Origin of the sequence: Enterobacter cloacae complex sp. 2021EL-01169 (genome assembly GCF_020733125.1) — a bacterium.
GTDB lineage: Bacteria > Pseudomonadota > Gammaproteobacteria > Enterobacterales > Enterobacteriaceae > Enterobacter > Enterobacter roggenkampii.
In genome coordinates, this window is the sequence record NZ_JAJFTC010000010.1 from 13,060 (window position 1) to 30,102 (window position 17,043).

Annotated in this window: 16 protein-coding genes; 10 read left to right on the forward strand and 6 right to left on the reverse strand. The window is 55.4% G+C overall.

The features are described 5' to 3' along the window. Window positions 1–6: 6 nt before the first annotated feature. Window positions 7–309 (reverse strand): type II toxin-antitoxin system RelE/ParE family toxin, encoded by a 303-nt coding sequence (locus LLF79_RS19840; RefSeq protein ID WP_023293553.1) that lies wholly within the window; start codon window positions 307–309, stop codon window positions 7–9. A gap of 197 nt (window positions 310–506) precedes the next feature. On the opposite strand from LLF79_RS19840, the gene rluF reads away from it, so the two are divergent. Continuing rightward, window positions 507–1,379, forward strand: coding sequence for a 23S rRNA pseudouridine(2604) synthase RluF (gene rluF / locus LLF79_RS19845; RefSeq protein ID WP_023293552.1), 873 nt, complete (start codon window positions 507–509; stop codon window positions 1,377–1,379). Here rluF and LLF79_RS19850 read toward each other — a convergent pair whose 3' ends face one another. The 3 genes from LLF79_RS19850 to rtcR form a co-directional block, all read right to left on the reverse strand. Continuing rightward, entirely contained in the window at window positions 1,380–1,652 is a 273-nt protein-coding gene (locus LLF79_RS19850; protein ID WP_014830263.1) for a DUF3811 domain-containing protein, read from the reverse strand. Between the two features lie 50 nt (window positions 1,653–1,702). Further along, window positions 1,703–2,647 carry a ketopantoate/pantoate/pantothenate transporter PanS gene (gene panS / locus LLF79_RS19855; protein ID WP_023293551.1) on the reverse strand — a complete coding sequence of 315 codons (945 nt, stop codon included), beginning with the start codon at window positions 2,645–2,647 and terminating at the stop codon, window positions 1,703–1,705. A gap of 105 nt (window positions 2,648–2,752) precedes the next feature. Beyond that, window positions 2,753–4,327, reverse strand: a complete 1,575-nt coding sequence (rtcR, locus tag LLF79_RS19860; RefSeq protein WP_039024657.1) for an RNA repair transcriptional activator RtcR — start codon at window positions 4,325–4,327, stop codon at window positions 2,753–2,755. Between the two features lie 440 nt (window positions 4,328–4,767). On the opposite strand from rtcR, the gene LLF79_RS19865 reads away from it, so the two are divergent. From LLF79_RS19865 to LLF79_RS19875, 3 genes are read left to right on the forward strand one after another with little or no spacing between them, the layout of a single operon-like run. Continuing rightward, on the forward strand, window positions 4,768–5,895 hold the full coding sequence (locus LLF79_RS19865) for a slipin family protein (RefSeq protein WP_165557204.1): 1,128 nt from the start codon (window positions 4,768–4,770) through the stop codon (window positions 5,893–5,895). A 4-nt stretch (window positions 5,896–5,899) separates the two neighbouring features. Next, a complete protein-coding gene (locus tag LLF79_RS19870; RefSeq protein WP_021242724.1) occupies window positions 5,900–7,126 on the forward strand; it encodes an RtcB family protein in 1,227 nt (408 codons plus the stop codon). Between the two features lie 4 nt (window positions 7,127–7,130). Continuing rightward, window positions 7,131–7,919, forward strand: coding sequence for a nucleotidyltransferase domain-containing protein (locus tag LLF79_RS19875; RefSeq protein WP_219290331.1), 789 nt, complete (start codon window positions 7,131–7,133; stop codon window positions 7,917–7,919). A gap of 41 nt (window positions 7,920–7,960) precedes the next feature. Here the strand turns inward: LLF79_RS19875 and lysC are convergent, their stop codons facing one another. Continuing rightward, window positions 7,961–9,310: a lysine-sensitive aspartokinase 3 gene (gene lysC / locus LLF79_RS19880; protein ID WP_008503421.1), complete on the reverse strand. Its 1,350-nt coding sequence runs from the start codon at window positions 9,308–9,310 to the stop codon at window positions 7,961–7,963. Between the two features lie 374 nt (window positions 9,311–9,684). Between lysC and pgi the strand changes: the two genes are divergently transcribed. The 6 genes from pgi (at window position 9,685) to psiE (ending at window position 16,049) form a co-directional block, all read left to right on the forward strand. Further along, complete coding sequence (pgi, locus tag LLF79_RS19885) at window positions 9,685–11,334, forward strand: glucose-6-phosphate isomerase (RefSeq protein WP_008503422.1); 1,650 nt, start codon at window positions 9,685–9,687, stop codon at window positions 11,332–11,334. 367 nt (window positions 11,335–11,701) lie between these two features. Beyond that, window positions 11,702–11,944: an exopolysaccharide production protein YjbE gene (gene yjbE / locus LLF79_RS19890; protein WP_227880249.1), complete on the forward strand. Its 243-nt coding sequence runs from the start codon at window positions 11,702–11,704 to the stop codon at window positions 11,942–11,944. Between the two features lie 63 nt (window positions 11,945–12,007). Next, window positions 12,008–12,646 (forward strand): YjbF family lipoprotein, encoded by a 639-nt coding sequence (locus LLF79_RS19895; RefSeq protein ID WP_032654633.1) that lies wholly within the window; start codon window positions 12,008–12,010, stop codon window positions 12,644–12,646. Next, on the forward strand, window positions 12,643–13,380 hold the full coding sequence (locus LLF79_RS19900; protein ID WP_227880250.1) for a capsule biosynthesis GfcC D2 domain-containing protein: 738 nt from the start codon (window positions 12,643–12,645) through the stop codon (window positions 13,378–13,380). Before LLF79_RS19895 ends, LLF79_RS19900 begins: the two co-directional genes overlap by 4 nt. Further along, window positions 13,380–15,476, forward strand: a complete 2,097-nt coding sequence (locus LLF79_RS19905; protein ID WP_227880251.1) for a YjbH domain-containing protein — start codon at window positions 13,380–13,382, stop codon at window positions 15,474–15,476. The genes LLF79_RS19900 and LLF79_RS19905 overlap by 1 nt, the downstream gene beginning before the upstream one ends. 162 nt (window positions 15,477–15,638) lie before the next feature. Continuing rightward, on the forward strand, window positions 15,639–16,049 hold the full coding sequence (gene psiE, locus LLF79_RS19910) for a phosphate-starvation-inducible protein PsiE (RefSeq protein WP_021242727.1): 411 nt from the start codon (window positions 15,639–15,641) through the stop codon (window positions 16,047–16,049). A 97-nt stretch (window positions 16,050–16,146) separates the two neighbouring features. Here the strand turns inward: psiE and malG are convergent, their stop codons facing one another. After that, window positions 16,147–17,037, reverse strand: a complete 891-nt coding sequence (gene malG / locus LLF79_RS19915; protein ID WP_008500077.1) for a maltose ABC transporter permease MalG — start codon at window positions 17,035–17,037, stop codon at window positions 16,147–16,149. Window positions 17,038–17,043: the final 6 nt, after the last annotated feature.

Consider the following 17,043-nt stretch of genomic DNA (forward strand, 5'->3'; position numbering starts at 1 on the left):
GCTCATTCACTCCTGCCATTGGGATACATTGCTCAGCATTTTTGCCATCAGTATGTCTCTGGCCTGGCTGCTTTTGTCACCACCACATAACAGCACGATGATGTAATTGCCCTGGTCTTTAAAATAGATCCTGTAGCCCGGACCAAAGTGGATCCTTAGCTCACTTATACCTTCTCCCACGGGTTTAACGTCGCCCGCTAAGCCATTTGCCAACCGAAAGAGGCGGGAAGCGATAATGGTCTTCGCTCGTCGATCTTTTAAGTTTTGCTCCCAGCGTCGGAAGGATTCTGTCTGAACAATCTCCTTCATATTACTCCCTGTGATTTATAAACTACAAACACTTCTCCATGGAGAGTAAAACTAAAAGGCTTGAACACATGGGTAAATGACAGGATGCAAAATCCTGAAAGCGTCTCGCAAACTAAAAAACCCGTCTCAGTTACCGTCGGCTAATCTTTTTTTCCAGCCCATACCTAAGGTATATTTCGCCCTTCACAGGAGAAACTATGCTGCCAACTCAATCAACCCGATTAAACAAATACATTAGCGAGAGCGGGATCTGCTCACGTCGCGAGGCGGACCGTTACATTGAACAAGGTAATGTGTTCCTCAACGGCAAGCGCGCCACGATTGGTGACCAGGTCATGCCTGGCGACGTGGTTAAAGTGAATGGTCAGCTCATCGAACCGCGTGATGCCGAAGACCTGGTGTTTATCGCGTTGAACAAACCGGTTGGAATTGTCAGCACCACGGAAGACGGTGAGCGGGACAACATCGTTGATTTCGTGAACCACAGCAGCCGTATCTTTCCGATTGGCCGTCTGGATAAAGACTCTCAGGGGCTGATTTTCCTCACCAACCACGGCGATCTGGTCAACAAGATCCTGCGTGCCGGTAACGATCACGAGAAAGAGTACATTGTGACGGTGAATAAGCCGGTCACGGACGACTTTATTCGCGGTATGGGCGCCGGTGTGCCGATCCTCGGTACCGTTACGAAAAAGTGTAAGGTGAAGAAAGAAGCGCCGTTTGCGTTCCGTATTACCCTTGTGCAGGGCTTAAACCGCCAGATCCGCCGCATGTGCGAGTACTTCGGTTATGAAGTGACGAAGCTTGAGCGCACGCGCATCATGAACGTCAGCCTGACTGGCATTCCGCTGGGCGAATGGCGCGACTTAACGGACGACGAACTGATTGAGCTGTTCAAGCTTATCGAGAATTCCTCGTCCGAAGCGAAGCCGAAGGCCAAAGCAAAACCGAAAACCCAGGCGATTAAACGTCCGGTCGTGAAGGCGCCGCAGGCGGAAGAGAAAGGACGCGGCAAACCGGGTAACGGGAAGCGATTTACCCAGCCTGGCCGTAAAAAGAAAGGGCGCTAGCTAGCGCCTTCCACGGGTAGAGGTATTGGCCGACCAGGAAAAGGTCGTTTCAGTATCCGGCTTATAAGCCTGCTGCTTTTTCAGCTTGCGGGCTTTTTTCGCCTCGGCGTCACGCTGCGCCATCAGTTTATCGATGTACTCTTTTTTCACCTGATTGGTTTCGGCGTTGGTCAGCGTACGGCCATGCGCGATGCGGGCGCGGTCGAGAAGCGTTTTCAGTTCGCGCTGCTCGGCTTCCGTCATGTCTTTCTGGGTCAAACGTGGTGTCGCCATTGCTGAAGCCTCCTGAGAGAGAGGCTTCAGTGTAAAGCAAGCTGAGTCAATTAACCCTGTTTCACCGCATCTTTTTTCGTTTGTTCCTCAATCGGTTTGCCGGACCAGTAGCCCGCCAGCAGCGAGCCGGAGAGGTTGTGCCAGACGGAGAACAGCGCACCCGGCAGGGCCGCCAGCGGCGAGAAGTAGATTTTGCCGAGCGCCGCCGCCAGGCCGGAGTTCTGCATCCCTACCTCGATTGCCAGCGTGCGGCAGGTCGATTCGTCGAAGCCAAACAGTTTCCCGCCCCAGTAGCCGCCCAGCAGGCCAATGGTGTTATGCAGCACTACCGCAACGATCACCACAAAGCCCACGGAAGCTATGTGCGAGGCGGAACCCGCCACCACGGCGCTGATGATCGCCAGAATACAGACCATCGAAAACGCGGGCAGGTACGGCTCAACGGCCTTCACCACGCGCGGGAACAGGTGGTGAATGACCAGCCCCAGCGCAATCGGGATTACTACAATCTGCAGAATGCTCAGCAGCATCCCCATCACGTCCACCTGAATATGCGCATCCACGTACAGGCGGGTTAACAGTGGCGTGGCAATCACGCCAACCAGCGTGGAGACGGACGAGATAGTGACGGAGAGCGCCACGTCGCCTTTCGCCAGATAGATCATGACGTTGGATGCCGTGCCGCTGGCGACGCTGCCCACCAGCACCATCCCGGCGGAGAGGTCGGGCGGCATCTTAAAGACCATCGCCAGCAGCCACGCCGCGAGCGGCATCACCAGGTAGTGGAGGAATATTCCTGCCGCGACGGGCGCAGGGCGAGACAGCACGCGCTTAAAATCGTCTACTTTCAGATGCACACCCATACCGAACATGATCAGCATCAGCAGCGTGGCGACCCACGGACCAATACCGGTGAACGTGGTGGGCGTGTAATACGCGAGTACGGAGAGCAGCAGCGCCCATAACGGGAACAGCCGCGTAATAGCGGATAACATAATGATTTCCTTGCGATGAATGTTGCGTGTGTTTGTTATAAAAAGCCGGGATCGAGCCCGGCTATAGTTATTGTTTATCGCGTAAGGAAGTAATATTCAAATGAATTATGACCGGATGCTTTCCCAGCTCAGACTAAAGCGAGCCAGATATTTGCGCAGTCGGTCGGCGTCGTTAGGATTGGCTTTTTTGAGCCGTGAAACGGCAAACAGCTCACGTCCGGCTTCAGACAACGATGCGCTGCGGCGACAAACCTCCAGCACCGTTTCCAGTTGCCGCTGGTCAAAGAGGTCAATCTCCATGTCAGTTGCAGGCTGCGTCACGTCAGTTTGCCAGTCGGTCTGAAGACGTGAGATCTCCTCCAGCACCAGATCCTGAGTAATACGCCCTCGTTCCGCCAGCGTCGCCATGCGTGCGACGCTGGCGCTCAGTTCGCGAAAGTTGCCCCGCCACAGCGCTCTGCTGGAACAGGCAAAGGCCAGATAGCCTTCGCGTGCCTCTTTATCGAAGCGGATTTGCGTCTGGCTTTCGCGAGAGAAACGTTGAAGTTCGTAGTCGACATTCGGCGTAATGTCCTCTTTCCGTTGGGCAAGGCCGGGTAAGGCAAAGCTCCACATATTAATACGGGCATAGAGATCTTCACGAAATCGTCCTTCTGCCACCCACTGGCGCATATCACGGTGGGTTCCGGCGATAAGTTGAAAATCGCTGTGAACTTCTTTATCGGAGCCAAACGGGAAAAAAGTTTTCTCTTCAATGGCTTTGAGCAGCATCGCCTGTTCATCCAGGCCTAGTTCGGCAATCTCGTCGAGGAAAAGGACGCCGCCATCGGCTTCACGCAGCAGGCCGCTGCGCGCCGACAGTGCGCCGGTAAAGGCTCCTTTCACATGGCCGAACAGCGTGGACATGGCGTTATCACCGCGCAGGGTCGCGCAGTTGACGGAAACCAGTTTGCCGGAAACCTGATGGCGTGACTGCTTAAGCTGATAAATGCGGTTCGCGAGGAACGACTTGCCCGCGCCGGTGGGGCCGGTCAGCAGGATCGGGGCTGTTGAACGTAGCGCCACGCGTTCAATCTTGTCGATCAGACTGTTAAAGGTGGCATTTCGCGTCTCAATGCCCGCTTTCAGAAATGAGATTGACTGCTGCTGCTCGCGCTGAAAACGGTTGGTAAGGGTCGTGTAGCGGCTTAAATCCAGGTCGATAATTGAGTAAGTTCCGGCTGCAGTCTCCTCAGCAGAGGCTTCTTTTCTGGCAGGGCCAGTCTGCAAAAGACTGGCGGGAAGATAGCGGGCTTCCGTCAGCAGGAACCAGCAGATCTGCGCCACATGCGTGCCGGTGGTGATGTGGACGAAATACTCTTCGCGATCGGTATCAAAAGTGTACTGGGTGGCGAAATCGAGAAACGCGGCATAAACCTCTTCGAAATCCCATGGGTCTTCAATGATTACCGTGCTGGGACGCACCTCGGTGTGGGGGGAAACCAGCACAATATCTTCCGCCAGTTGCTGAGCCATGCCGAGATCTCGCGGTTGATGTAGCAGTTCCAGCCTGTCGACCGGGAAATCCGGCTGTTGGCACAGCCCGACGGTCGGTCGCCATTTGCGAAAGCGATTAGCCCGCTTTCCCCGTTTATCCATCACGGTGCCAAGCACCCCGATCACCACCTTCCGCTTCTTCATGTTTATCCATAAAGATAATTGTCGATATAGCAGGATAAGAAATGTTGAGCCGAACGGCAATGCATGAAAAGCGTGATAAATAAAAATCATTAATTATCAATAAAATAAAAAAATAAAACGGCGATTTTTTTTTTGGCACGCTTCTGGCAATACAGATAACGTCACGACGTTGAGCACACTGGGGGTTAAGGCCCCGTCGGCGCACCAGGAACGGCAAGGCTGTTTTCCGGGGGCGTTCCGTCAACCAATGACAGACAGAAGGGTTCGATTCCCGATTCATTCTCCCAATGAAAACTGGTTGTAAACATCAAAGTAAAAACGGGGATTGCGCAGTCAGCAATCCCAATGAAGGTCGCCGGTAATGGCGCCGGATCGCAGGCGAAAAGGCATTCCCCTGTGATTTCGTGCCTGCACCCGCGCCTGACTTTAAGGAATATAAAATGGCTAAAAAAATCACGATAAAAAAAGGTCAGTTAGGACTGGTAGCAAAAGCTGGCGATTATTACCGGGTACTGGAGGCGGGTGAACACCGTCTGGGTTGGTTCAATACTGACGACGTGCTGGTGGTGAGCCAGGATGGCAGCGAGGTGCCGGGTGCGCTGGCGGATTATCTGCGCCGCTTTCAGCCTGACTGGGTGGTACGTTACTGCCTGGCGGTTGACCTTACTGCGGATGAAATCGGGGTGTTATCGAACAACGGCGTATTGCAGGAAATTGTGCCGCCTTCGACTCGTCGTCTGTACTGGCAGCAGGATGCGGCGTTGACCCTGCAAAGAATCGATACCCGCGACGTGCGGGTGCCGGTGGACGTGATGAATGCTGCTCTGCAACCGCGTCGCAATGGCGCGCTAAAGGGGCGCGACGCGATGCTGGTCGTACAGGTACCTGCCTGGCACGTCGGGGTGGTGAAAATCGACGGAGAAATTCAGGCACTGTTACCGCCGGGACTGTCGGCTTACTGGAAAATTAACCATCTGGTTGAGGCAGAGATAGTGGATACGCGCCTTCAGGTGGTGGAAGTGAGCGGGCAGGAGATCCTGACGAAGGACAAAGTTAACCTGCGCCTGAACCTGGCGGCTAACTGGCGTTACAGCGACGTGCTGCAGGCCTGCGGACAGCTTACGAAACCGCTGGAACATTTGTACCGCGAACTCCAGTTCGCACTGCGTGAGGCGGTCGGCACCCGCACGCTCGATGAGTTACTGGAAGATAAGCAGATCATTGATGAGGTGGTCAGCAAACAGGTGCAAGGCCGCCTGTCATCCTTTGGAATGGAAATTGCGTCGCTTGGGGTAAAAGATATTGTTTTACCTGGTGATATGAAAACGATTTTATCCCGTCTGGTAGAGGCCGAAAAATCGGCCCAGGCGAATGTTATTCGCCGACGTGAAGAAACGGCGGCGACACGATCGCTGTTAAACACCGCAAAGGTGATGGAGAACAACCCGGTGGCGCTGCGTTTAAAAGAGCTGGAAACCCTGGAAAGGGTCGCGGAGCGTATCGACAAAATTTCAGTATTTGGTGGCCTGGACCAGGTATTACACGGCCTTGTTAACCTGAAAGGATAACGCAATGCAACAGAATGATTTTGAATTACTGACGGCGTCAAACGGCGCCCCGATCAAAATGTGGACTCACGGTGTGCCCGTGGAGCCAGAGGCACAGGCGCAGTTACTGAATACTGCAAAGATGCCGTTTATTTTCAAACACCTTGCGGTGATGCCCGACGTTCATCTCGGTAAAGGCTCAACCATCGGCAGCGTGATCCCGACCAAAGGGGCAATTATTCCTGCGGCGGTTGGCGTGGATATTGGCTGCGGGATGATTGCCGTTCGCACGTCGCTGGTGGCCGGTGATTTGCCGGATAATCTCAGCGGTTTACGTAGCGCCATTGAACAGGCAGTACCGCATGGGAGAACTAATACCCGTTCTCGACGGGATAAAGGCGCGTGGGAAACGCCACCGAAAGAAGTGGACGATCGCTGGTGGGTGCTGGCCCCACGTTTTAAACAACTCACGGATAAATACCCGCAGTTGCTGAAAACCAACAACTACCAGCATCTGGGCACGCTGGGTACCGGAAACCACTTTATTGAAATTTGCCTCGATGAGCAGCAGCGCGTCTGGGTGATGTTGCACAGCGGCTCGCGCGGCGTAGGAAACGCCATCGGTAATGTGTTTATCGCCCTGGCACAGCAGGATATGCAGCATCACCTGGGACATCTGCCGGATAAAAATCTGGCCTATTTTCAGGAGGGGAGTCGTCACTATGAGGACTACATCGAGGCGGTGGAGTGGGCGCAGGATTTTGCCCGCCACAATCGGGAAGTGATGATGTCGCGCGTGCTGGCGGCGCTCTCTCGCGAAGTGACAAAGCCCTTTATTACGCAGCAGGAGGCGGTTAACTGCCATCACAACTATGTGCAGAAAGAGCATCACTTTGGGGAAGAGGTACTGATCACGCGCAAAGGTGCGGTGTCGGCGCAGAAAGGGCAGATGGGGATTATTCCGGGCTCAATGGGCGCAAAGAGCTTCATCGTGCGTGGCCTCGGCAACGAGCAAAGCTTCTGTTCCTGCAGCCACGGCGCCGGGCGAGTGATGAGCCGAACGGCGGCAAAAAAACGCTATACCCTTAGCGACCATATTCAGGCGACCTCTCACGTAGAGTGTCGCAAAGACAATGAGGTGATCGATGAAACGCCGATGGCCTATAAAGACATTGATGCCGTGATGGCCGCGCAATCGTCGCTGGTGGAGATCGTTCACACCCTGCGTCAGGTAGTGTGTGTAAAAGGATAAAAAAATGAGCAACAACGATGTTGATAGCGCGATGCGCGCACGTGTCTGCGCGCAACTTCGCGATATAGAGCAGCGCTATAACGTGCGCGTGCTCTACGCCTGTGAATCGGGCAGCCGGGGATGGGGATTTGCCTCACCGGATAGCGATTATGATGTGCGGTTTTTGTACGTTCACCGCCCAGAATGGTATCTGCGCGTCGAAGCCCAGCGGGATGTGATCGAGCTGCCGATAGATGATGAACTGGACGTTTGTGGCTGGGAATGGCGCAAGGTACTGGGCCTGCTGAAGGGGGCAAACCCGACGCTTATCGAGTGGCTGGATTCCCCTGTTGTTTATCAGGAGGATGAGACGGTAGTGGCCGAGTTGCGCGCGCTAATACCTGCGTGGTTTTCGCCATTGCGTGCCCGCTGGCATTACTACTCGATGGCCCGAAAAAACTTCCGTGGATATTTACAGGGGGAAACGGTTCGGCTGAAAAAGTACTTTTATGTTCTGCGACCTTTGCTGGCGGCGCGGTGGGTAGAAGCGGGGAAAGGCGTTCCACCGATGCGTTTTGACGAACTGCTTGCCGGGAGCGAACTGTGTGCGCCGTTACGTGCGGAAATCGATGCATTGCTGGAAATAAAACAGCGCGCAGGTGAAGCGGAATATGGTCCTAAACGGCCCTTACTCCACGCTTTTTTGCAAAGTGAGCTGGTGAGAGGAGAAGTGCCGCCGGTACTACCCGACAGCAGAGAAGGAAATTTAAAAGATCTGGATTCGCTGCTGATGAGAACAGTAATGAAAAGCTAAAGAATGGCCCGGTAGTGAAAACGCCCGGGCCATTCTTGCGCTTATTCAAACAAATTCTGATGAAGTTTCTGCACCACCTGCTCGGCCTGATCGGCTGGCACCAGGAAGCAGAGGTTATAGCTGGACGCACCGTAGCAAATCATGCGGATGTTGAACGGGTCGAGCACGCCAAACACCTCTTTGCCCACGCCGCAGGCGCGTGACAGCTTGTTACCGATGATGGCAACCAGCGCCAGGTCTTCTTCCACTTCCACACGGCACAGCTCGGACAGCTCAATCAGCAGCGACTGCGTCAGCAGGGTATCGCCGGTTGATGTGGAACCGGTGGTGTCCAGCGTCAGCGCAATGCTCACTTCAGAGGTGGTGATCAGATCCACGGAGATGTTGTGGCGCGCCAGAATACCAAACACTTCCGCCAGGAAACCGCGGGAGTGCAGCATATTGTGGCTGTGGAGCGTCACCAGCGTCTGGCGACGGCGCAGGGCCAGGGCGCGGAACAGCGGCGGGTTTTCCGTTTTCTTGCAGACCAGCGTGCCGCCCGCTTTTGGATCTTTACTGGAGCCGACGAAGACCGGAATATCGCTGCGTACGGCAGGCAGCAGCGTGGCCGGGTGCAGCACTTTCGCGCCGAAGGTGGCCATTTCCGCCGCTTCTTCAAACGCGATCACATCAATACGTTTCGCCGCGGAAACAACGCGCGGGTCGGTGGTGTAAATGCCCGGAACGTCAGTCCAGATATCGACGCGCGTAGCATGCAGGGCCTCGCCCAGCAGCGCGGCGGTATAGTCGCTGCCGCCACGGCCAAGCGTGGTCGTGCGGCCTTTCGCTTCACTGCCGATAAAGCCCTGAGTGATCACGATGCCGTCTGCCAGGCGCGGGGCCAGCTGCTGATTGGTCAGCTCGGCCAGCGCTTCAACGTCCGGCTCGGCGCGGCCAAAGCGGTCGCTGGTACGCATGATTTTGCGTACGTCAAACCACTGCGCCTGAACGTTACGCTCGCGCATGATTTCCACAAACAGCAGGGTGGACATCAGCTCACCGTGGCTGACCAGCTCATCGGTCAGGGCGGTGGAGGTGGCCAGAGAGGCCGCTTCTGCCAGCGTGGTGATGTTTTCCAGCAGGCGTTCCACTTCCTCGCGGATGACGTTCGGGTTCTGCAGACGCTCAAGGATGTCGAACTGAATTTTGCGCAGTGCATCCAGCTTCACGAAACGTTCTGTCGCTTCCAGTCCTTCAGACAGAGAAACCAGCAGGTTCGTCACGCCGGCGGATGCAGACAGCACCACCAGGCGGGTATTCGGATCGGCCAGCACCACATCGGCGCTGCGGTTCATGGCATCGTAATCGGCCACACTGGTGCCGCCAAACTTGGCGACCACAAAACTCGTCATAACAACCTCGTGTCAGGGAATGAATAAGCGACCATGGCACAAGAATGAAACGAAAACAGGTGCAGGCGCAAAATACGGCCCTATAAATAAAATGTGGGGGAGGTCCTGTCAATGCTGGGATTATGCGGATTTTTTATGGGGGGGTACCCCTGAGAAACAGGACTTATAACAGGGCCAGATTTTATGCTTCGTTTTAGGGCATTTTGACCGACATTTCTCCGCTCCAGGAGGGCGCTTCAGCAGCTATACTTTTCGGGTCTTTTCACCTGTGTTTGATGCAGGCCAGGGCAATGGCATAAAAACCATCACAATTTTTATTTGCAGGCGCTACAATCGACCGCAGTCACAATTCTCAAATCAGAAGAGTATTGCTAATGAAAAACATCAACCCAACGCAGACCGCTGCCTGGCAGGCACTCCAGAAACATTTTGATGAAATGAAAGACGTCACCATCGCGGACCTGTTCGCGAAAGATGCCGATCGTTTCAGCAAGTTCTCCGCGACCTTCGACGACCTGATGCTGGTGGATTTCTCTAAAAACCGCATTACCGAAGAGACGCTGGCAAAACTGCAGGATCTGGCGAAAGAGACCGAACTGGCGGACGCCATCAAATCCATGTTCTCCGGTGAGAAGATCAACCGCACCGAAGACCGTGCCGTGCTGCACGTAGCCCTGCGTAACCGTAGCAATACCCCAATCATCGTTGACGGCAAAGACGTCATGCCGGAAGTGAACGCGGTGCTGGAAAAGATGAAAACCTTCTCCGAAGCGATCATCTCCGGAAGCTGGAAAGGCTACACCGGCAAAGCGATCACCGACGTGGTTAACATCGGTATCGGCGGTTCTGACCTCGGCCCGTTCATGGTGACCGAAGCGCTGCGCCCGTACAAAAACCACCTCAATATGCACTTTGTGTCTAACGTCGATGGTACCCACATCGCCGAAGTGCTGAAGAACGTGAACCCGGAAACCACCCTGTTCCTGGTTGCGTCTAAAACCTTTACCACCCAAGAAACCATGACCAACGCCCACAGCGCGCGCGACTGGTTCCTGAAAACCGCGGGCGACAACAAGCACGTGGCGAAACACTTCGCTGCGCTGTCCACCAACGGTAAAGCCGTCAGCGAGTTCGGTATCGACACCGCGAACATGTTCGAATTCTGGGACTGGGTCGGTGGCCGCTACTCTCTGTGGTCTGCAATCGGTCTGTCTATCATCCTGTCCGTGGGCTTCGACAACTTCGTTGAGCTGCTCTCCGGCGCGCACGCGATGGACAAACACTTCTCCACCACCGCACCAGAGAAAAACCTGCCGGTGCTGCTGGCGCTGATCGGTATCTGGTACAACAACTTCTTTGGCGCTGAAACCGAAGCGATCCTGCCGTATGACCAGTACATGCACCGCTTTGCGGCTTACTTCCAGCAGGGCAACATGGAATCCAACGGTAAATACGTGGACCGTAACGGCAACGCGGTGGATTACCAGACTGGCCCAATCATCTGGGGCGAGCCGGGCACTAACGGTCAGCACGCGTTCTATCAGCTGATTCACCAGGGCACCAAAATGGTACCGTGCGATTTCATCGCCCCGGCTATCACCCATAATCCGCTGTCCGACCACCATCCGAAGCTGCTGTCCAACTTCTTCGCCCAGACCGAAGCGCTGGCGTTCGGTAAATCCCGCGAGGTGGTTGAGCAGGAATACCGCGACCAGGGTAAAGATCCGGCAACGCTGGAGCACGTGGTGCCGTTCAAAGTGTTCGAAGGTAACCGTCCAACCAACTCCATCCTGCTGCGCGAAATCACGCCGTTCAGCCTTGGCGCGCTGATTGCCCTGTACGAGCACAAAATCTTCACGCAGGGCGCGATCCTGAACATCTTCACCTTTGACCAGTGGGGCGTTGAGCTGGGTAAACAGCTGGCAAACCGTATTCTGCCAGAGCTGGGTGACGATAACGCGATTACCAGCCATGACAGCTCGACCAATGGGTTGATCAACCGTTATAAAGCATGGCGTGCGTAATGAAAACGCCATGAAAACGTGCCGGCTTAATGCCGGCATTTTTTTATCAGATAATTCCTGATGTCTGTTAGTTAACGCAAATTCTGGTTCTGAGTTTAATCTGAAAAAGACGTTTAACCCGTTAATTGCTGCGGTTTATTTTAAGAAAATACGCAGAAGGAACTTAATATATAAATATTATAACTTATTGTTTTATAGTTATTTAATATTTTTTCTCTTTGTCTTTCATTTCGATTTTATCCATTAGTCTGAAAACCCACCCTCTATTTCCCCTTACGGCAAACCCACGGCATGAGTTGTGTATACTCGATTCCGCCTGAAATTCTTTTCGGGCAAATCTCCATTCATTCATTGAAGGGAAATTGTTATGAAGAAAGTACTGTATGGCATTTTTGCCATATCTGCGCTTGCGGCGGCATCTGTCTATGCAGCTCCGGTTCAGGTCGGGGAAGCGGCAGGTTCGGCTGCGACGTCTGCGTCTGCGGGGAGTTCTACCGCAGCCAGCGCCAGCACCGTAAGTTCAGCCGTGGGTGTCGCGCTGGCGGCAACCGGTGGCGGTGATGGCTCCAACACCGGAACCACGACCACCACGACAACCAGCACCCAGTAATAGCGGGTGTTTTAATCATAACCACACTTCGGTGTGGTTATTTCGCCCCTTCGGAGAAGAGTCGTGAAGCGACCAGCAATCATTCTGATTTGCCTGCTGCTGCAGGCATGCTCGGCCACCACTAAAGGGCTGGGAAACTCACTGTGGGAAAGCCTGTTCGGCACACCGGGCGTGCATCTGACCGATGACGAGCTTCAGAACATGCCTTATGCCAGTCAGTACATGCAGCTTAACGATGGCCCGCAACTGTTTGTGGTGCTCGCTTTCGATGAAAACGGGCAGCAGAAATGGGTGACGCAGGATCAGGCCACCATCGTGACGCAGCATGGTCGTATCGTGAAAACCCTCTTGGGCGGCGATAACCTGCTGGAGGTGAATAATCTCGCTGACGATCCGCTGATCAAGCCGAACCAGATCGCCGACGGCACAGGCTGGACGCGCACGATGGGCTGGACCGAACACAAGCAGGTGCGTTACGCCACGGCACGCTCGACCTTCCGCTGGGACGGCACCGACAGCGTGAAGGTCGGCAGCGACGAAACGCAGGTTCGCGTGCTGGATGAAGAGGTCACCACCGACCAGGCCACCTGGCATAACCGCTTCTGGATCGACGAGGAAGGGCAGATCCGCCAGTCCTTACAGTATCTCGGTGCCGGATTCTTCCCGGTCAAAACCACCCTGATCAAGGCGGCGAAATCATGAAAACGCTCATTCACGCTGCGCTTATCGCCAGTTTTGCCGCGCCGCTGGCATGGTCCGCGGGAACGGTAAAGGTCTACACGCCGGACAGTGAAAAACCTAAAACCTTAACCCACGCCGAACGTCTGCTCGATCTCGTCGGACAGCCAAGGCTTGCCAACAGCTGGTGGCCAGGCGCGGTCATCGCTGAACGGCAGAAGACCGTGGAAGCGGAACAGCAGCACAAGGTGCTTCTTGCCAGGCTAACGGGACTCGCGGAACAGGAAGACGGCGACGACGCGGCGGCCATTAACAGCGTCCGTCAGCAGCTGCAGGCGCTGAAGGTGACGGGCCGACAGAACGTCAATCTTGACCCGGATGAGGTGCGCGTCACGGAAAACGGCAACCCGACGCTGGAAGGGGACTATACGCTCTGGCTTCCGGCGAAGCCGACGACGGTGACCGTGATGGGGCTGATCGGCAGCCCGGGTAAGAAGCCCTTTACCCCCGGCCGCGACGTGGCGAGCTATCTCGACGAGCAGAGTCTGCTGAGCGGTGCGGATAACAGCTACGCCTGGGTGGTTTACCCTGACGGCCACACGCAAAAAGCCCCCGTCGCTTACTGGAATAAACGACATATCGAACCCATGCCGGGCAGCATTATTTTTGTCGGTTTTGCCGACCATTTCTGGACGAAGGCGTATGACGGGCTTAACGCCGATATCCTTCACTCCCTGATTCAGCGGATACCGGAATAATGAAAAGAACCTATCTCTACAGCATGCTGGCGCTCTGCGTGAGTGCCGCCTGCCATGCAGAAACGTATCCGGCACCCATTGGCCTGTCTCAGTCAGACTTCGGCGGCGTCGGTTTACTGCAAACGCCCACCGCGCGTATGGCGCGCGAAGGGGAAATTAGCCTTAACTACCGTGATAACGACCAGTATCGTTACTACTCGGCGTCGGTGCAGTTGTTCCCGTGGCTTGAAACCACGCTGCGCTATACCGACGTCCGTACGAAACAATACAGCAGCGTCGAGGCGTTCTCAGGCGATCAGACCTACAAAGATAAAGCCTTCGACGTCAAGCTGCGCCTGTGGGAAGAGAGCTACTGGATGCCGCAGGTTTCCGTGGGCGCCAAAGATATCGGCGGTACCGGCCTGTTTGATGCGGAATACATCGTGGCCAGCAAGGCCTGGGGGCCGTTCGACTTCTCGCTCGGTCTGGGATGGGGCTATCTCGGCACCAGCGGCAACGTGAAAAACCCGTTTTGCTCCTACAGCGATAAATACTGCTACCGCGATAACAGCTATCAGAAAGCGGGCTCCATCAACGGCGACCAGATGTTCCACGGCCCGGCCTCGCTGTTTGGCGGCGTGGAGTATCAGACGCCCTGGCAGCCATTGCGTCTGAAGCTGGAGTACGAGGGGAATGACTACTCGCAGGACTTCGCCGGGAAGATTGAGCAGAAGAGCAAGTTTAACGTCGGCGCCATTTATCGCGTCACCGATTGGGCCGACGTTAACCTCAGCTACGAGCGCGGCAATACGGTGATGTTTGGCTTTACGCTGCGCACCAACTTCAACGACATGCGGCCGCACTACAACGACAACGCGCGGCCTGCATACCAGCCGGAGCCGCAGGATGCGATTCTGCAGCACTCCGTGGTGGCAAACCAGCTGACGCTGCTGAAATATAATGCCGGTCTGGCGGATCCAAAAATTCAGGTGAAAGGCGATACGCTTTACGTCACCGGCGAGCAGGTGAAATACCGCGACTCGCGGGAAGGGATCGAGCGCGCCAACCGGATCATCATGAACGATCTCCCGGACGGGATCCGTACGATCCGCGTGACGGAGAACCGTCTCAACCTGCCGCAGGTGACGACGGAAACGGACGTTGCCAGCCTGAAGCGCCATCTGGAAGGCGAACCGCTCGGACATGAAACCGAGCTGGTGCAAAAACGCGTTGAGCCGATCGTGCCGGAGACCACCGAGCAGGGCTGGTATATCGACAAGTCGCGCTTCGATTTCCATATCGATCCGGTGCTAAACCAGTCCGTCGGCGGGCCGGAAAACTTCTACATGTATCAGCTGGGCGTCATGGCGACGGCGGATCTGTGGCTGACCGACCACCTGCTGACCACCGGCAGCCTGTTCGGCAACATCGCCAACAACTACGACAAGTTCAACTACACCAACCCGCCAAAAGACTCGACGCTGCCGCGCGTGCGTACCCGCGTGCGTGAGTACGTACAGAACGATGCCTATGTGAATAACCTGCAGGCCAATTACTTCCAGTACTTCGGTAACGGCTTCTACGGGCAGGTGTACGGCGGGTATCTGGAAACTATGTACGGCGGCGCCGGGGCAGAAGTGCTTTATCGTCCTGTCGACAGCAACTGGGCGTTCGGGATTGATGCCAACTACGTCAAACAGCGTGACTGGCGCAGCGCGCAGGACATGATGAAGTTCACCGACTACAACGTCAAAACCGGTCACCTGACCGCCTACTGGACGCCGTCATTCGCGCCTGACGTGCTGGTGAAAGCCAGCGTCGGCCAGTACCTGGCGGGCGATAAGGGCGGCACGCTGGATATCTCCAAACACTTCGACAGCGGCGTCGTGGTGGGCGGCTACGCCACCATTACCAACGTCTCGCCGGACGAATATGGGGAAGGGGACTTCACCAAAGGAGTTTACGTGTCGATTCCGCTGGATCTGTTCTCATCCGGTCCAACCCGTAGCCGCGCGGCCATCGGCTGGACGCCGCTGACGCGTGACGGCGGTCAGCAGCTTGGACGTAAGTTCCAGCTGTACGACATGACCAGCGATAAGAACATTAACTTCCGCTGATGCTTCACGCCGGGCGGCACTGCGTTTGCCCGGCCTACGGTTTTTGTAGACCCGGTAAGCGCAGCGCCACCGGGCGAATGCGCCAAACATAAACAAAAAATATAGATCCCCGTCACATTTTTGCGTTATACAGAAACCTCGCCCTGGAGAATGAGGTGCTGTATGACATCCCTGACTCGCCCGCGCGTTGAGTTTATCTCAACTGTCCTCCAGACCGTGCTGAACCTCGGTCTGCTGAGCCTTGGCCTGATCCTGGTCGTCTTTTTGGGTAAGGAGACGGTGCATCTGGCGGATGTGCTGTTCGCCCCTGAACAAACCAGCAAATATGCGCTGGTGGAAGGCCTGGTGGTCTACTTTCTCTACTTTGAATTTATCGCCCTGATTGTGAAGTATTTTCAGTCCGGCTTTCACTTCCCGCTGCGTTATTTTGTCTACATCGGGATCACCGCGATTGTGCGGCTGATCATCGTCGATCATAAATCCCCGCTCGATGTGCTGATCTACTCGGCGGCGATCCTGCTGCTGGTGATCACCCTCTGGCTGTGTAACTCGAAGCGGCTGAAGCGAGAATAAAAAAATGGCGCTCCGAAGAGCGCCTAACAACAGTCACAAGTTGGGTCAATACAATACGTCTAAAGTTGAGGGTTGCAGTGGCATAACAAAATGAAACTTAACCTTTCACACCGCCCGCCGTCAGGCCGTTCACCAGCCAGCGCTGTGCCAGCAGGAACACCACGGTAATCGGGATGGCAGAGAGTACGGCCGCCGCGGCAAAGTCGCCCCACAGGTAGTTTTGCGGGTTGAGGTATTGCTGCATCCCTACGGCCAGGGTGTAGCTGTTCACATCACGCAGTAACAGTGAGGCAACCGGTACTTCGGTGATCGCAGCGATAAACGACAGGATAAACACTACCGCCAGAATCGGCACCGACAGCGGCAACAGCACCAGGCGGAACGCCTGCCACGGGGTCGCGCCATCCAGCGCAGCCGCTTCTTCCAGCGAACCGTCGATGGTTTCGAAATAGCCTTTAATGGTCCACACATGCAGTGCGATACCGCCAAGGTAGGCGAAGATCACGCCGCCGTGGGTGTTCAGACCGATAAACGGAATGTACTGGCCCAGGCGGTCAAACAGGGCATATAACGCCACCAGCGACAGCACCGCCGGGAACATCTGGAAAATTAGCATCCCTTTCAGCAGCGTCGCTTTGCCCGGGAAACGCATGCGGGCAAAGGCGTAAGCGCAGGTGGTGGACAGCGCCACGATACCAATGGCGGTAATACCTGCGATTTTCACCGAGTTCCACAGCCACAGCAGCACCGGGAACGGCGGCGGCGTGACGCGGCCATCCGCGTGTTCCACGCTGAAGCCCAGCGCGAGCTTCCAGTGCTCCCAGGAGATTTCGTCCGGGATCAGGCTCCCGGTGGCGAAGTTACCCGAACGCAGGGAGATGGCGATAACCATCAGCAGCGGGAACATGATCGCCGCGATAAAAATCAGCAGGCCCAGGTGCGTCGCCAGGAGGCGCAGTTTCTGAGATTTGGGTTGTACCATAGCCATGTTCAG

Coding starts and splice junctions, on each gene's coding strand:
- lysC (WP_008503421.1), bottom strand. CDS start 9,310: ATGACGAGTTTTGTGGTCGCCAAGTTTGGCGGCACCAGTGTGGCCGAT.
- malG (WP_008500077.1), bottom strand. CDS start 17,037: ATGGCTATGGTACAACCCAAATCTCAGAAACTGCGCCTCCTGGCGACG.
- LLF79_RS19850 (WP_014830263.1), bottom strand. CDS start 1,652: ATGGCGACACCACGTTTGACCCAGAAAGACATGACGGAAGCCGAGCAG.
- LLF79_RS19870 (WP_021242724.1), top strand. CDS start 5,900: ATGCAACAGAATGATTTTGAATTACTGACGGCGTCAAACGGCGCCCCG.
- rtcR (WP_039024657.1), bottom strand. CDS start 4,327: ATGAAGAAGCGGAAGGTGGTGATCGGGGTGCTTGGCACCGTGATGGAT.
- panS (WP_023293551.1), bottom strand. CDS start 2,647: ATGTTATCCGCTATTACGCGGCTGTTCCCGTTATGGGCGCTGCTGCTC.
- LLF79_RS19875 (WP_219290331.1), top strand. CDS start 7,131: ATGAGCAACAACGATGTTGATAGCGCGATGCGCGCACGTGTCTGCGCG.
- LLF79_RS19900 (WP_227880250.1), top strand. CDS start 12,643: ATGAAAACGCTCATTCACGCTGCGCTTATCGCCAGTTTTGCCGCGCCG.
- LLF79_RS19865 (WP_165557204.1), top strand. CDS start 4,768: ATGGCTAAAAAAATCACGATAAAAAAAGGTCAGTTAGGACTGGTAGCA.
- rluF (WP_023293552.1), top strand. CDS start 507: ATGCTGCCAACTCAATCAACCCGATTAAACAAATACATTAGCGAGAGC.
- psiE (WP_021242727.1), top strand. CDS start 15,639: ATGACATCCCTGACTCGCCCGCGCGTTGAGTTTATCTCAACTGTCCTC.
- pgi (WP_008503422.1), top strand. CDS start 9,685: ATGAAAAACATCAACCCAACGCAGACCGCTGCCTGGCAGGCACTCCAG.
- yjbE (WP_227880249.1), top strand. CDS start 11,702: ATGAAGAAAGTACTGTATGGCATTTTTGCCATATCTGCGCTTGCGGCG.
- LLF79_RS19840 (WP_023293553.1), bottom strand. CDS start 309: ATGAAGGAGATTGTTCAGACAGAATCCTTCCGACGCTGGGAGCAAAAC.
- LLF79_RS19905 (WP_227880251.1), top strand. CDS start 13,380: ATGAAAAGAACCTATCTCTACAGCATGCTGGCGCTCTGCGTGAGTGCC.